This is a genomic window from Endozoicomonas sp. 8E (assembly GCF_032883915.1).
Classification (GTDB): Bacteria; Pseudomonadota; Gammaproteobacteria; order Pseudomonadales; family Endozoicomonadaceae; genus Endozoicomonas_A.
This window is the reverse complement of the sequence record NZ_CP120717.1, coordinates 420,702-436,446: the sequence shown is the minus strand read 5'-3', so window position 1 is coordinate 436,446 and position 15,745 is coordinate 420,702. Positions and strand designations below refer to the sequence as shown.

General features: G+C 47.5%; 15 protein-coding genes. 11 read left to right on the top strand and 4 right to left on the bottom strand.

Features of this window, described 5'->3' with window-relative positions; translation table 11 throughout:
* The first annotated feature begins 191 nt into the window (after nt 1-191).
* The 3 genes from P6910_RS01700 (at nt 192) to P6910_RS01690 (ending at nt 3,553) form a co-directional block, all read left to right on the top strand.
* Nucleotides 192-1,139: an ankyrin repeat domain-containing protein gene (locus tag P6910_RS01700; RefSeq protein ID WP_317144561.1), complete on the top strand. Its 948-nt coding sequence runs from the start codon at nt 192-194 to the stop codon at nt 1,137-1,139.
* 224 nt (nt 1,140-1,363) lie between these two features.
* Nucleotides 1,364-1,600 (top strand): hypothetical protein, encoded by a 237-nt coding sequence (locus tag P6910_RS01695; protein WP_317144560.1) that lies wholly within the window; start codon nt 1,364-1,366, stop codon nt 1,598-1,600.
* Nucleotides 1,601-2,203: 603 nt separating this feature from the next.
* Nucleotides 2,204-3,553, top strand: a complete 1,350-nt coding sequence (locus P6910_RS01690; RefSeq protein WP_317144559.1) for an SET domain-containing protein — start codon at nt 2,204-2,206, stop codon at nt 3,551-3,553.
* Nucleotides 3,554-3,644: 91 nt separating this feature from the next.
* Here the strand turns inward: P6910_RS01690 and tkt are convergent, their stop codons facing one another.
* The 3 genes from tkt to P6910_RS01675 all read right to left on the bottom strand — a co-directional run bounded on the left by tkt (nt 3,645) and on the right by P6910_RS01675 (nt 7,438).
* On the bottom strand, nt 3,645-5,642 hold the full coding sequence (gene tkt, locus P6910_RS01685) for a transketolase (RefSeq protein WP_317144558.1): 1,998 nt from the start codon (nt 5,640-5,642) through the stop codon (nt 3,645-3,647).
* 171 nt (nt 5,643-5,813) lie between these two features.
* On the bottom strand, nt 5,814-6,833 hold the full coding sequence (gene arsB, locus P6910_RS01680) for an ACR3 family arsenite efflux transporter (protein ID WP_317144557.1): 1,020 nt from the start codon (nt 6,831-6,833) through the stop codon (nt 5,814-5,816).
* Between the two features lie 80 nt (nt 6,834-6,913).
* On the bottom strand, nt 6,914-7,438 hold the full coding sequence (locus P6910_RS01675) for a MerR family transcriptional regulator (RefSeq protein ID WP_317144556.1): 525 nt from the start codon (nt 7,436-7,438) through the stop codon (nt 6,914-6,916).
* 316 nt (nt 7,439-7,754) lie between these two features.
* Here P6910_RS01675 and P6910_RS01670 point away from each other — a divergent pair, with 316 nt between their 5' ends.
* From P6910_RS01670 to vapC, 8 genes are all read left to right on the top strand, one after another.
* Complete coding sequence (locus tag P6910_RS01670) at nt 7,755-8,726, top strand: metalloregulator ArsR/SmtB family transcription factor (protein ID WP_317144555.1); 972 nt, start codon at nt 7,755-7,757, stop codon at nt 8,724-8,726.
* 22 nt (nt 8,727-8,748) lie between these two features.
* The gene (gene metK, locus P6910_RS01665; RefSeq protein WP_317146495.1) at nt 8,749-9,912 is read left to right on the top strand and encodes a methionine adenosyltransferase; all 1,164 of its coding nucleotides are present in this window, start codon (nt 8,749-8,751) and stop codon (nt 9,910-9,912) included.
* A 324-nt stretch (nt 9,913-10,236) separates the two neighbouring features.
* Complete coding sequence (locus tag P6910_RS01660) at nt 10,237-11,400, top strand: phosphoglycerate kinase (RefSeq protein ID WP_317144554.1); 1,164 nt, start codon at nt 10,237-10,239, stop codon at nt 11,398-11,400.
* A 237-nt stretch (nt 11,401-11,637) separates the two neighbouring features.
* Nucleotides 11,638-12,477, top strand: coding sequence for a molybdate ABC transporter substrate-binding protein (modA, locus tag P6910_RS01655; RefSeq protein ID WP_317146494.1), 840 nt, complete (start codon nt 11,638-11,640; stop codon nt 12,475-12,477).
* Between the two features lie 196 nt (nt 12,478-12,673).
* A complete protein-coding gene (locus P6910_RS01650; protein WP_317144553.1) occupies nt 12,674-13,318 on the top strand; it encodes a transcription termination/antitermination NusG family protein in 645 nt (214 codons plus the stop codon).
* A gap of 64 nt (nt 13,319-13,382) precedes the next feature.
* Nucleotides 13,383-14,354, top strand: coding sequence for an alpha/beta hydrolase (locus P6910_RS01645; RefSeq protein WP_317144552.1), 972 nt, complete (start codon nt 13,383-13,385; stop codon nt 14,352-14,354).
* Nucleotides 14,355-14,449: 95 nt separating this feature from the next.
* A complete protein-coding gene (gene vapB, locus P6910_RS01640) occupies nt 14,450-14,689 on the top strand; it encodes a type II toxin-antitoxin system VapB family antitoxin (RefSeq protein WP_317144551.1) in 240 nt (79 codons plus the stop codon).
* Nucleotides 14,689-15,102 (top strand): type II toxin-antitoxin system tRNA(fMet)-specific endonuclease VapC, encoded by a 414-nt coding sequence (gene vapC, locus P6910_RS01635; protein ID WP_317144550.1) that lies wholly within the window; start codon nt 14,689-14,691, stop codon nt 15,100-15,102. The genes vapB and vapC overlap by 1 nt, the downstream gene beginning before the upstream one ends.
* A 186-nt stretch (nt 15,103-15,288) precedes the next feature.
* Here the strand turns inward: vapC and P6910_RS01630 are convergent, their stop codons facing one another.
* The gene (locus P6910_RS01630; RefSeq protein ID WP_317144549.1) at nt 15,289-15,699 is read right to left on the bottom strand and encodes a VOC family protein; all 411 of its coding nucleotides are present in this window, start codon (nt 15,697-15,699) and stop codon (nt 15,289-15,291) included.
* Between the last annotated feature and the right edge of the window lie 46 nt (nt 15,700-15,745).

The window sequence follows — 15,745 nt, the reverse complement described above, 5'->3', positions numbered from 1 at the left end:
TAACATTAATGCTACCAGGAATATCTTAGCGTCAGGACATGGTGTGTTGTTCTGAATGACCCGTCTTTTTTGAGAAATTTGCGTTTTCGAAATGTAAGAAGGAACTTTAGTTAATTAGTATTGTCAATCTAATTGTGATATCAAAGCTCACAGTCGTTTTCAAACACAATTACTTAAGGAGTTTTTTAAATATGGATATCCCAATGACTGGCATTCAGCAACCACTAAATGTTGAAGTGAAGGTTTCAATTACACTAGATGAGAGTGGTGCGATTTTTTTAGGTGTCGGTGTGAAAATCACTGAACCACAGTCACAAATGATTTCACAAGAATATAATCAGGCATCTGCTACTCCCTTAGCGGATCGAAACATTGATCTGTCTTCTCAGGCATATGACGCTGATCGAAGCGACTGTGGGAATAATTTCAAAACACAGAAAAGTACATCCCCTGATGACCCGGATAGCGAATCTCAACCATGCAAAACGCTGCAAAATGGTGCCATGGCTACCTCTGCAGGCCGTCACAAGCTCGAAGAGTTTGTGGATAGACTCGTATCGATCATTACAAACACTGATAGTACCGACACTGATATTGCAGAAGCTAAAAGGTTGATATCCGAGTATGGGGCCGATGAAATTTCCAGGTGCACAAGATCATTTCCTATTATTAATAATCTTTACTACTCTGCAATTACTCCTTTTGCTCTTGCCTGCCGATTCGGAAAACTGGATTTAGTGAAGGCTCTGTTTGTGAATCAGGAACAATTAGAACAGACATTTGAAGTAGTCAATGGAACTAATGGACGAACAGCACTCATGCTTGCAGTTATTGGTAGGCATCCAAATGTTGTGGAGCAATTATTAACTTGGGAAGCCAACACTCAAATTCTTGATGGAGCGGGCCATTGTGTTGACATTCTTAATAGTGCGTTTTGTTACAAAGATAATGGCGCTTCATTCTCTGCAATCAAACAATTGCTCTCAGACTATCGTAATGAAAGGAATCTACCACATTTTAGAGAACCCGATGTTAGCATTCTTAACGTTCCTGACTTTGGAGTAACAAATATTGAGATAAATAATGTTATACCTCCTTCTCATATCGAGGCTATTATCAGAGCTTTGTTAGAGAGATAGTCATGGGTGTATAACCCATGACTTTTCTTGCATCTATTCCGGCAAACTCCTTAAATGCTTGAATTTAACAGCCCTTGCTATGAAAAGATTAACACCTTTAGTCAAATCCATTGATCTGCCAAATCAAGAGAGCCTCAAATCACAGTCAGGTTTTAGTTTGTTAGGTGTCTTCTCGTTAATCTCTGCTATGATTGCTCACAGTCAATAATAATGAGGTTTGCCCGATGACCGTAGAAAAGGCAGAGATAGCCGGGTTAAAAGACAAAGTACATTCCCTCCAAGACCGCATTGGGCAATATGACAAGCTTTTGCTTGGTATGGAAGGCACAATGTCGCTAATACTTGAAGAACAGATGGGTTACAAAAAAGATTTATATATCTTCAAACAAGATGTCAACAAGCGCTTCGACAAGTCTGAAGAACTGCTCATAACAATCGTAAACCACCTGGCCATAAAGTAACACGCCACCTAACGAATCACCTGACGAGGACAGCTATGCTGCCCGTCAGCTCTGCGGTTAGATGCATGGCACTGAGCCAAACTTGGGTACTCAATCATACGAAATCATATTTTCTGACTCATTGTTCAGGCACTCCCGGCAACTGATCCTGGATTGCTCTAGCTCCTGCATCCATGCAGTCCTGCTGCGTTGCAACTCTGGTCACATAGCTTGCTATGTTCCCGTCGTTGCGCCTTGCAGAGCATCTGCCCAATAAGCCAGAAATATTCAATTCCGTACGGATGAGTACTTATACCCTTTCCAACAGATGGGAAATAGTTGTATGGGAACAGAGTTTCCAGCGTTAGAAGCACTTTTGGGGTGGCTGTTTTTTTCAGACCAATCGACCGTTGTGCTCATCCGAACATGGGTAGATGCAGCACATAGCCACGGGGTAATAGCTGAATACGTGGCTGACCACTTTTGTAAAGAAGCAGCGATACAAATAATTATGAATTGGGTAGATCACTATTTTTGAGGTAGCACCTGACACGCCTTTGAACTTAAAACGATTATTACGGTCAATAACAGTGGAATATCAAGAAAGCCATGGAGAATATATCAATGCAACCCACTGGATCTGAAGATCTTCGCCAAATGCCAGCTTTACTTCGGTTTGACGAAGTAGACACGACTGCTCCCCCGGCAAAGAAATCATGCCTGCGGCACGTTGAAGGAAACGCAGCAGCCGAGAAATCTCTGCCATCCAGTTGCAATAGTGGTTGTTTTGATGATACGGAGACGATATTTAACCATGCAATGGTTCTTTTAAAAGCCAGAAAGACCAAGGTAGTTCCTGGAGAAAATTATTCAAAAATCATAAAAAGCCTGTCATCTTTCAGCGACTTGATATCCTCTGAACTTCTCCGTTTTGCTCAGAATAATGAGAACCCTTTTGCTAATGGACAAGAAGCGATGTATTCCCCTGAATCTCCGGATTCAGCAGCAACATCATCTCCAGGCATTGAATACACTCCCGGTATCAAAAGTTCAACGGCAGGCGTGGTACACGGTACCGGTGTGATCGCTACCCGGAGCTTTAAAAAGGATGAGGAAGTATGTGACTACGAAGGACCATTGGTGTACAGAATCCGTAATTCTTATACTGGCAAATATCATGTCTTTACGATAAACACTATGAACAGTACGATCGAATTCCCGGAAAACGACTCCTATGTCGCATGGTCGGGCGCATCTATTGCAAGAGCTGGCAGACCGGCCATTGAAATTGGCCGTGACGGTAAGAAGGATATTCGATTCCTTAATCACTCCAAGGACCCCAATGTCTTTATCCGCTATTCAGGCAGTGTCACGGTAAAATGGGGCGATCAGGACAGCCTACAGCTGACCGTTGTCGCTACAAAAGATATTAAACCGGGCGAGGAACTTTTATTCGATTACGATAAAAACAAGAAAGACTCTGAAATAGACTTCAGCAAGTCAGATGTAGAAAAAACAACCGAAAAACAAAGAAATAAGATAATCGACAGGGTTAAAAAGCTGAATCTAAAAGATTTTCACACTGGGGAAAAAAGATCGGCAAGAACAATGAACAAAGAGATAATACTGCCAAAAGAACTTGCTGAGGAAATTGATGAGATCATACAAACACTGCACGAAATTCACAGAGCGAATGGTGCACCCGCAACTCCTGATGACATAAAGACAGAATTAGCTCCCTCTCAGAAGATTCTTCTCAACATCATTTTTTCTGACAAATCCTCAATTTTAAAAGATCTGGCTTCACATTTATTTCCAGGGAAAACCGGACCAGCAAAAAAAGCTTTTATGGATAAATTAACGTCTAAAAATATTGAAGAATTGAAAAAGCATTTGACAGGTACAATTTTCAATGGAAAACAAACTTGGATTGAAGTCCCACAGTTAAAAGAAGAAATTTCTTCTTATAGGTAGAATGAAAAAACGGCAGTTCATATCAATCATCTGCCGTTTTTTCAAAGGCTTTTAAAAGCCATTCAGAGCAATGAGTTCCCTGCTATTGCCATCAGTCCAGAATCTCTTCAGCCGCAGCAACAATATTTTCTACAGTAAACCCGAAGTATGGAAAGAGGTCACCGGCCGGTGCAGACTCACCATAAGTGGTCATGCCGATTATCCGTCCGTCCAGACCGACGTACTTGTACCAGAAGTCAGCTGCAGCGGCTTCAATCGCGATACGGGCAGGGACTTCCAGAGGCAGAACACTCTGCTTGTATTGCGCATCCTGAGCATCGAAGACGTCAGTAGATGGCATGGATACCACGCGAACCTTGCGCCCCTCTGCAGTCAGGGTAGCTTCGGCGTTCATGGCCAGTTCCACTTCAGAACCGGTAGCGATCAAGATCAGTTCGGGAGTGCCTTCGCAATCCTTCAGTACATAACCACCACGGGCAATGTTTGCCACCTGATCAGCTTCACGGTGCATACAGGGCAGACCCTGACGGGAGAAGATCAGTGCAGTGGGGCCATCTTCACGCTTGATCGCATGTTTCCAGGCCACTGCCGACTCAACGGTGTCACAGGGACGCCAGGCATCCACGCCCGGCGTCAGACGCAGGCTGGCAATCTGTTCTACTGGCTGGTGAGTAGGGCCGTCTTCTCCCAGACCAATCGAGTCGTGTGTGTAAACCAGAATAGAGCGCTGCTTCATCAGAGCGGCCATTCGCACAGCATTACAGGCGTATTCCATAAAGACCAGGAAGGTGGCACCGTAAGGTATAAAACCACCATGCAGGGCAATACCGTTCATCATCGCGGTCATGCCGAATTCGCGCACACCATAGAACACATAGTTGCCGCTGGCATCAGCGGGTTTAAGACCTTTGGAACCACTCCACAGGGTCAGGTTTGAGCCTGCCAGGTCAGCAGAACCACCCAGCAGTTCAGGCAACAGCGGGCCAAAAGCATTCAGAGTGTTCTGAGAAGCTTTACGACTGGCCACTTTCTCGCCCTCTGCCTGACAGGACTTGATGAAATCATCCGCTTTTGCAGAGAAGTCGGCAGGCAGTTCGCCTTTTTGACGACGAAGGTATTCAGCAGCCAGTTCCGGGTGAGCAGCCTGGTAAGCAGCAAACTTTTCGTTCCATGCAGTTTCTTTGGCAGCACCGGCTTCTTTGGCATCCCATTGGCTGTAGATGTCGGACGGGATTTCGAAAGCAGGGTGTTCCCAACCCAGACGCTCGCGGGTCAGTTTGATCTCTTCGTCACCCAGAGGTGCACCATGGCACTCTTCCTTGCCTTCCTTGTTGGGAGAACCAAAACCGATGACAGTCTTGCAGCAGATCAGGGTAGGTTTGGTTTTTTCAGCACGACCGGCCTCAATAGCAGCACGGATTGCTTCCGGATCGTGACCGTCAACATTTGGAACAACGTGCCAGTTGTAAGATTCGAAACGCTGAACGGTGTCGTCGGTGAACCAGCCTTCTACTTCGCCATCAATGGAGATGCCGTTGTCGTCGTAGAAAACGATCAGTTTGCCCAGCTCCAGAGTCCCTGCCAGCGAGCACACCTCGTGAGAGATACCTTCCATCATGCAGCCGTCACCCATGAAGACATAGGTGTTATGATCAACAATTTCGTGACCTTCCCGGTTGAACTGTGCCGCCAGGGTCTTTTCAGCAACAGCCATACCCACGGCATTGGCAACACCCTGCCCCAGAGGACCGGTAGTGGTCTCGATGCCCGGAGCGTAGCCGTATTCAGGGTGACCTGCGGTTTTGGAGTGCAACTGGCGGAAGCTCTTGAGGTCTTCAACAGAGACATCGTAACCGCTCAGGTGCAGCAGAGAGTAAAGCAGCATGGAACCATGACCGTTGGAGAGAACAAAACGGTCACGATCAGCCCACTGGGGGTTAGCCGGGTTGTGATTCAGATAATCACGCCATAATACTTCAGCAATATCAGCCATACCCATTGGGGCACCGGGGTGTCCGGATTTGGCTTTCTGTACAGCGTCCATACTCAGGGCGCGGATGGCATTGGCTAGCTCACGACGTGAGGACATAGGAATCAGGGCTCCGAAGATCCAGTCTGTTTTGAAATTGGCGCTATTCTAATGCCTTCAGTCAGAAACTGAAATCGCTATATATGACTATCCTGAATCTCTTGAACATTTTATTTATAGCCATTGCCTTTGAAAAATATGGGGTGTCGGCAATTCGAAAGTCAGTGATCATTAAGACTCCCGTTCGGTGAATGACTGCCGTGTACGATTGGCATAGGCGACCAGTGATAACATCACTGGCACTTCCACCAACACACCCACAACCGTTGCCAGAGCGGCCCCGGAGTTCAGTCCAAAGAGACTGATGGCCACGGCAACAGCCAGTTCAAAAAAGTTGGAGGCTCCAATCATTGCTCCGGGTGAGGCAATGTTATGGGGTTGCTTCCACTTCTTCATCCATAAATAAGTGATGGCAAAAATCAGATAGGTCTGGATGATCAGGGGTATGGCAATCAGGAAGATATTCAGGGGATGGGCAATAATCGTGTTGGCCTGGATCCCAAACAGAAGAATGACCGTGCCAATTAATCCAATGATCGAAAAGGGCTTGGTGCCTGTCAAAAATCGACTCAGTGTTTGTTCGCTGCAAACAGCTTTACGGGTCAACCAGCCTGCAAGCACTGGAATCACCACAAAAAATCCTACGGACAGAAACAGGGTATTCCAGGGTACAAATACCTCTGTTACTCCCAGCAAAAAGGCGGCAAGAGGAGCAAACGCAATAAGCATAATCAGATCATTGATGGCGACCTGAACCAGAGTGTAGTTAGGGTCTCCCCTGGTCAACTGACTCCAGACAAAAACCATGGCAGTACAGGGTGCGACACCCAGTAGAATCATACCGGCAATATACTCTTTACCCAGTTCAGGATTGATCCAGTCGCCAAAAACATAGCGAATAAACAATACGGCCAGCAGTGCCATGGTGAAAGGCTTGATCAGCCAGTTAACAGTGACGGTAACGATCAACCCTTTTGAACGACGACGAACGTCTTTAATGGCAGAAAAATCCACCTGCATCATCATTGGATAGATCATCAGCCAGATCAGTACAGCGATGACCAGATTAATGCTGGCGTACTGCCATCGACCCAGAACCTCAAAAAATTCTGGAAATTGCAGTCCACCAAAAAGCCCTGCAAAAATACCCAAAGCAACCCAGAGGCTGAGATAGCGTTCAAAAATACCCATAGCTGGCCTCATATTCTTAAATCGCCAGATGTCGCGGCAAACGCTATTATCGGTGGACTGGGTGGAAAGTCTATCGGTTTTCAGGGTTGCCTGGACCAGACGCGGATTTTATCTATTTCCTCTTTATCAATGCTCAGGGACTCCAGGAATTCCTGATGTGCCTGCGGCTCCATTTTTTCAAACTGCTGATGCCAACTTTTCATATCCTCTTCGCTGAACCCGGCCGCTTTCATAATCTCTACCCAACGATCTTTGTTGACCATATTTTGCTCCAGTAATGAAGGTTGTTTAAGAAGCAATACGATAGCCTTTTGCTGGTGACGCAACTTCTGGATCTCGTGCTCAAGAGCCATCAGCTGGCCACGCAAAATACGTTCCTGCTCCATTTCGTCTTCACCGTCGAGAAGCCGTGCAATATTGCTGACCGGTATTCCGAAAGCACGGTAAGCCATAATCGCTTCAAGGCGCTTGACTTCATTCTGCCCGTACCATCGGTAGCCATTCTCGGATCGAGTGTGAGGCATTAGCAGACCTTCACGCTCATAGTAGAGAATGGTAGTGCGTGATATTTCGAACTTTCTGGCCAATTGGGTCACTGTAAGCATCTGGCCTCTCCGGTGAATACGCGGTCAATTCTCAGCCCTACACTAATAGACGGGTCAACGGAAAATCAAAACAAATTCACCAGACTCAACTAAGGTTATTTCTTGCACTCAATTAGCACACTCAATTTCATTGCGGCGGTGATAAATCCACACAACAGGTCCACACAGGTTGAATCACCCCGTCCCGTATGAATATCTATATCAAAAAGTTTTGATATACCATGTGCTGCTTGCTAGAATTCCGCCTTGGATAGACGGAGTGGAACCCTTCTGGCCGTCTGCCAGAAGTCAACGGTGCAGCGGTGAGGAGCCTTGCGTGTCGGAATCAGGATCAGTCGAACAGCTTGCCGCTCTGGGAAAAGCCTATGGCGATGTATTAAGGCTTGAAATCCTGAGAGTTCTGAGCACAGACTCTTTCGGAGTGCTTGAACTCAGCAGCCTCTTCGATATGCGCCAGCCTGCCATGAGCCACCATCTCAAGGTTCTCTCTCAGGCCGGACTTGTGAGCACCCGCAAGGAAGGCAATACCATTTTTTACCGTCGGGCGCTGCCCCCTCCGGAAGGAATCAGTAGCGATGTCATGCGTTCCCTTTTTTCAGCGGTCGACACTCTGTCGTTGTCGCCTTCCCTGACCGGTCGTCTATTAAAGGTCAGAGGTCAGAGGGCAGAGCAATCCATGGCATTCTTTGCCCGCAATGTGGATCAGTTTCGCCAGCATCAGGAGCTCATTGCTGACCATGATCTCTATGCCCGATGTGTGGCCGACGTTCTGGAAAAAACTGAACTGCCTGACCATCAGCGGGTGTTGGAGCTGGGACCGGGAGAGGGCGATTTCCTGGCAACGCTGAGTGAAAATTTTCAGCGGGTCTATGCTGTGGACAATTCCGCAGAAATGCTTGCCATCAGTCAACAGAGGGTAAAAGAGCGGGGCCTGAAAAACGTCGAGTTCATTCATGGGGAAATAGAAGCCCTGAATGCTCAGCAAGGTCAGTTTGACTGCATAGTGGCTAACATGGTGTTACATCATGTGGCCAGTCCTTCTGGTATCTTCACCCGTGTTTCAAAACTTTTGAAGCCCGGTGGCAGTATGCTGGTCAGTGAGCTTAGCAGTCACAATCAGGATTGGGTACGGGAATCCTGTGGCGATTTGTGGCTTGGATTCAGTGTTGAAGACCTTGACGGTTGGGCACAGGATGCAGGTCTGGAAATAGGTGAGTCCCAGTATCTGGGGCTGCGTAATGGTTTTCAGATTCAGGTCAGGCGGTTTTTTGAACCCTGGACTGAATAGTTTCAAGAGGCGAAAGACGACTATGGCAGATTACACGCTATTCACTTCCGAGTCGGTTTCCGAAGGTCATCCGGACAAGATTGCCGACCAGATTTCCGACGCTATTCTGGACGCCATCCTCAAGGATGATCCGGAAGCCCGTGTCGCGGTTGAAACCATGGTAAAAACCGGCATGGTGATTGTAGCGGGTGAAGTGCGTACCGACACTTATGTTGATATCGAAGAACTGGTTCGCAAAGTGGTCACCGACATTGGTTATAACCATGGTGACCTTGGCTTTGACGGTGATTGTGTGGCCGTTCTGAATGCGATTGGCAAACAGTCTCCGGACATCGCTGTCGGTGTTGATGAAACAGATGAGCACGAGCAGGGTGCGGGTGACCAGGGTCTGATGTTTGGTTACGCGACCAATGAAACCCCGGTACTGATGCCTGCTCCTGTCTACTACTCTCACGAGTTGGTTAAGCGTCAGGCCGAGCTGCGTAAAAACGGGACTCTGCCCTGGTTGCGCCCGGATGCCAAGAGCCAGGTCACCATGCGTTACGACAGCGAAGGCAAAGTACAGAGTGTCGACGCTGTGGTGCTGTCGACACAGCACCATCCTGACATCTCTCAGGAAGAGCTGCAGAAAGAAATTCTGGAAAAAGTCATCAAGCCGGTTCTGCCTGCGCAATGGCTCCATGAAGAGACCCGTTATCACATTAATCCAACCGGTATTTTCGTGATTGGAGGCCCGGTAGGTGATTGTGGTCTGACAGGGCGCAAAATCATTGTAGACACCTATGGTGGTATGGCTCGTCACGGTGGCGGTGCCTTCTCTGGCAAGGACCCTTCAAAGGTTGACCGTTCTGCTGCTTATGCAGGTCGTTACGTGGCCAAGAACGTTGTGGCTGCTGGCCTGGCTGACAAGTGCGAGATCCAGGTGTCTTATGCGATAGGTGTTGCGGAGCCCACGTCTATCTCTATTGATACTTTCGGTACTGGCAAGATTGCTGATACCAAAATTGAAGAGCTGGTTCGTGAACACTTCGATCTGCGTCCTAAAGGACTGATCGACATGCTGGACCTGAAGCGTCCAATTTATCAGGCTACTGCGGCATACGGTCACTTTGGTCGTGAAGAGGAAGAATTTTCCTGGGAGCGCACTGACAAGGCTGACGCCCTGAGAGCTGCAGCAGGTCTGTAATCGATACAGCCCTCTAATAAAAGGGCTGCTTTGTGCAGCCCTTTCAGTTTTGTATAAATGCCGGTTCAGCAACTGATCAAACATTCTGTCCAATTCTGTTATGCCTTCCTTCCGACTCTGTTGAGCGTCGATTCTCCAATGGAATTTTTATTGTCCCGCGTTAACTCCTGAAAACCCCGTTGATTTAGTTCATGTCAGGCTAAAGGCCCGTACCGGGCGCCATATTTTTGTGCTATTGTCCATGCCAATTCTACCCTTCAGTACTGTTGTCTCATCCAGACAGCAGTCGATCTTCATTGACCCCGTGCATAGGGAGAGACCCTGATGAACGTATTGAAAATGACCGACCTGGATCTGGCTGGCAAACGAGTCCTGATCCGCGAAGACCTCAACGTTCCGGTCAAAGATGGCAAAGTCACCAGCGATGCACGAATCCTTGCTTCTCTGCCCACCATTCAGCGCGCTATGGAATCCGGTGCCAAAGTCATGGTGACTTCTCATCTGGGCCGCCCGACAGAAGGTGAGTACGACGAACAGTTCTCCCTGAAGCCTGTTGCAGATTACATTGGCAACCTGCTGGGCAAAGAGGCTCGCCTGATCAAAGACTGGGTCGACGGTGGTTTTGACGTTGCCGAGGGTGAACTGGTCATTCTTGAGAACGTTCGTTTCAACAGGGGTGAAAAGAACGATGACGAAGCACTGTCTAAAAAAATGGCAGCCCTGTGCGATGTCTATGTAATGGATGCATTCGGTACCGCACACCGTGCTCAGGCATCCACTCACGGCGTGGGTAAGTTTGCTGAAATTGCCTGTGCAGGCCCTCTGCTGGCGGGTGAACTGGATGCTCTGGGTAAAGCCCTGGGAAATCCTGAGCGCCCTATGTGTGCCATCGTGGGTGGCTCCAAAGTTTCCACCAAACTGACGGTACTGGAATCCCTGTCTGACGTCTGCGACCAGCTGATCGTGGGTGGCGGTATCGCCAACACCTTTCTCGCCGCTGCCGGTCACAATGTCGGTAAATCCCTTTACGAAGAAGATCTGATCCCTAATGCCAGGGCACTGATGGAAAAGGTTAATGTACCTATGCCCGTAGATGTGATCTGCGGTAAGAAATTTGATGAAAATGAAACCGCTGTCGTTAAACGGGTATCAGAAGTAGAAGACGACGACATGATCTTTGACGTAGGCCCCCAAACACAGAAACTGTTCAATGAAGTTCTGAAGTCCTCTAAAACCATTCTTTGGAACGGCCCTGTGGGTGTCTTTGAATTTGACCAGTTTGGTGAAGGCACCCGTTCCATGTCTCTGGCCATAGCTGAGTCTGACGCTTTCTCTATCGCCGGTGGCGGTGATACTCTGGCCGCAATCGACAAGTACGGAATTAAAGACCGGGTATCCTATATTTCTACGGGCGGCGGTGCCTTCCTGGAGTTTGTAGAAGGCAAGAAGCTCCCGGCTGTGGCAATGCTGGAAGAAGCCTGTCAGTAAATAATGCTCTCTGAATTTTAGGCAGTCAGACACCTTCTGACTGCTTTTTCCAGAATCTGAACTAAGCTCTGTAGCTCGCTCAACGAGTTGTGGAGAAAAATCTTGTTTTATTTCTGCTTTGTTAAATACCTTAAAACTTCCTTTGAATACAAAGCTATTTCTGGCTTACCTATTCACGCTTTCATTGTTGGGTGCCTGCTTTCTATCAGCCCCCCATCAAACGCTGATACCATCAGGGTGGCTGTCGCATCGAATTTTTATCATGTTTTGGAGATCTTGAAAGATCAGTTCCAGTCACGGTTCGGGCATACCCTGGAGCTAACTTTTTATGGATCTTCAGGGGGCCTGAAGACGCTGGTCAGTGATGACTCTGAGAAGATTGATCTGTTTCTATCTGCTGACAACATAAATACGGCAGAACTGGAGCAACAGGGTAAGGTTTTAGAAAATTCCAGAAAGATTTATGCACAGGGGTTGTTGGCATTCTGGCACGGCCAGAATGTCGTGGTAGAACCTGACGATATAAAAACCTACATCAGAGAAACCAACCCACCAGCCATCTACATCGCAGAGCCGGTTTATGCCCCATACGGGCATGCAGCTAAATCAGTCCTTGAGAAATATGGTCTTTATCAAACGCTCAAAGACCAGAATAAATTGGTTATCCGTCGCTTTGTCAAAACAGTATGGAAGCTTATAAAAGATTCTACCCGTGCAGGTTTTGTGGCTGCTTCCCTGGTAACAAAAACAGACAGCAATGGCAATAAAATTGACTTACCTGTAGGTGTAACACTGGTCCCGCAAAGACTATACACGCCATTGCTTCAGGAACTGGTCATTCTCAAGGCCACAGAGCATGAAGCTGCCGCCAGAACTCTGGTGGATTTCCTGCTGTCCGATGAAACTCAAGAGTTTATTGCCGCCAATGGTTACAAGAGAGCACCTGTTGAAAGAGAAGGTTCAAGCCGCACGCTCAGTCCCGCAGTGTCTCTCCACAAACACGAGTCACGCTTCCCCAAAGCCGTATTGGTTATCGTCTGGTTAAATACAGCATTGTGGATGTTAAGCGGTGCATAGTTCGACCATGGGAATTATAATGAGGCACTTTTAATAGACATTGAGATGTGGCTGCTCAGATCGAAGTGCAATCAGTTCAATAGCCGTTACTGATGTGACAGTTGGAGTGTGGCTGCTAGAAGTCACTGTAATGGCTTCGCGCATCAGGTTATTTGCACTTTCGTTCTACACAGCAGAAAGCATTCAGGGAATATGTATGCAGAATCAAGAGTGCTTGCAAGAGGGATGGTACCTGCTTAAAACCAGACCTCGCCAAGAGCAGAGAGCTCAGGAAAACCTCGAAACCCAGGGATTTGATGCATACTGCCCGATAGTTAAGGTTCGAATCAGGGGCCTTTTGAAGGAAGAAATTCTCTTTCCCGGCTATGTATTTCTTTACCTGGACCTCAAGGATCTGGATCGTTTCCACAAGATACGTTCCACCCGTGGCGTCAGCGAGATCGTCTCTTTTAACCGGATCACCCGTCAGCTCCATAAAGATGGTCGTCTGAGCAAAAGTCAGGAGCAGGACACGCAAGCCCTGCTGCCAAAGCCGATCCCCAATGGTCATGAAGTCATTAAGGATATCCGGTTAATTGTCGAAACGCTCAATAATCATGCAGAAACCGAAGGCACGGGCTCAGACAGAGCGGTCAGCTTCAACAAGGGTGACAAGGTCATCATGAACCACCCTCTCTATCAAAAACTGGAGATGACGTTTATAAATAACGTCGGTTCTGCCCGGGGTATGATTCTGGTGCAATACATCAAAATGCAGCGAAATACACAAGGCGAGACCGTCTGCGAAGTCGTTTCCGAGAAGGAAATGGAAGTCAGGCTCGAGGATCTTGAAAAAGCCTGAAGAAAGGTGCAACCCGTTCAGGATTAACGATAGCCTTGAGCCCAACTTAGGAACAGAGCACCCTATGCTGAATCCTGAAAACCTTAAGGAACAGATCAAGCCTCTGGTGTTTCCTCTGGGAGCCCGGGGTTCGATCGCTGGCCAGAATCCGGACATCAAAGCATACCTTGATTTCTATGGTATCAATTTTGAAACCGGATCAACGGATGTTCGTCACTCTATTGGGTCAATCGACAGCTGCAACTACAAGGTGGCCTGCCATCTGTTTGAGAAGTCCGATGCCAGAGGCACTTTTTTTCTTCTTCATGGTTACTACGACCATGTTGGACTCTTCGCCCGAATCATCCGCTTCCTGCTGGAACAGGATTTCAATGTTCTGGCCTATGACCTGCCCGGTCACGGGCTCTCCAGCGGCAAGCCCGCCACTATCCCGGATTTTTCTGTCTACACCCTGATTCTCGAAGACATACTGACACATTGTGAAGGTCACCTGCCCAAACCCTGGCATGCTTTTGGCCAGAGTACAGGGTGTGCGATCTTGACAGACTGCCTGATCAACCGGGAGGCTCATGGCAAGGCCAGTCCCTTCCAACAGGTCATTTTATCCGCTCCCCTGGTCAGGCCCTGGAAGTGGACACTGGGACGATTACAGCTGCAACTGGCGAAACTGTTCATTACCCAGTTACCCCGAACTTACACCCGGAATTCCAGAAAAAAATCGTTTCTGGAGCTGTCCCATAACGATCCTCTGTCCGCCACCATTCTACCTATACAATGGGTGCTGGCGATGGATCGCTGGATCAGGCGCATTGAGTCCAGCAAAATAAAATCACCAGTCAGCCCACTCATCCTGCAGGGTACATTCGACCGTACGGTCGATGCCAAACACAATATTGCTGTCCTTGAGAAGCTCTATACCCAGCCCAGTGTCTATTATCTTGAAGATGCCCGACACCACTTACCCAATGAGCTGGACGAAACCATCGATGATTACCTCAGCTGGTTGACCAGCAAACTGAATGCTCAGTCAGCCTGAAGTCAGTTTTTCTGTCAGTCCCAAAGTTTTAAAACTTGCCATATAGTCACTGATATAAAAATTTTGCGTATATCATCAACCCAAAGGTGGCAACGATGGCTCAAGGCACTGTCTTTGTTAACAACCGGACACAGGCTGTTCGACTCCCCGCAGAAACCCGATTTCCTGATGACGTCAAAAAAGTCAGCGTCAGGGTTCGTGGCAATGATCGAATTCTCTCTCCTCTGGGAAAGACCTGGGATTCATTCTTTAATGCAGACCCTGCGGATGGCGTAACCGATGATTTTATGTCAGAACGAGCCTCCCAGGATCAGAGAGATCGAGAGGAATTCTGATGTTGAAGTTCTTACTTGACACTGATATCTCGATTTACGTGATAAAACGCAGGCCAGCGGAACTGCAATCTGTTTTCAATGCTTACGATGGACAGATTGCTATAAGCTCCATCACATTGTCAGAGTTACTTCACGGTGTAGAAAAAAGCGCCAATCCGAAAAAAAACAGGGATAACGTCGAGAGCTTTGTCAGCAGGCTGGAGGTCCTGGAATATACCCCGAAGGCATCTGCTCATTACGGCGATATACGTGCAAACCTTGAAAGAGAGGGATTGGTGATAGGTGTTAATGATGCGCATATAGCCGCTCATGCACGCAGTGAAGGGTTGATTGCTGTAACCAATAATGTAAGAGAGTTTGAGCGTGTAAAAGGGCTACGGGTTGAGAACTGGCTTGAGCAAAAAGGGCAATAAAAGACAAACGAAGCTCAAAACGGCCAGTTAGCTGGAGATAGACAGAATCTGACACTGCCTTCTTCAATACGGAGGCTTACCCGTTTAAGTTAGAAGCACCGGCAACCAAAATAAACGAAGGTAATCCTCAGTGAAGCAGAATAATAAACGGCACAGGGTTTATTATTTTAGTACTTTAGTTTTAATTTAGTAATGATTTCTTTTTGATACGTCTTCGGTTGCATACTCAATAAACTCCCACTCCATGCCATTACTGTCGCAATAGTAATGACGTCTGCGGAAATCGCCTTCCTCCTGAAAGTCCGGAATCAATTTATAACCTTCTTCCTTGAGTCTTTGATCCAGCTCGTCAAGCTGTTCAACCACAAAGCCAATATGGTTAACGCCAAAGTGACTGTAGTCTGGTTTACTCGCTTTACCTTCAGGGTATTCATTCAGGGCCATATAAGTTGTGTCATTGCCAAAATGTACCCAGCGACGGCCACGGAACTCTCCTCCGCCTCTTATCCGAAAATCAGGAAAAGCCGCCCCCAAAATACGAGTGGCTTCATCAATTGAGGGGACGGTGATATTGGCATGTTCAAGATAGGCGTTCATAACCTTCTCCAGATATGTAAAGTTTTTTATTTACATATTAAGGCTA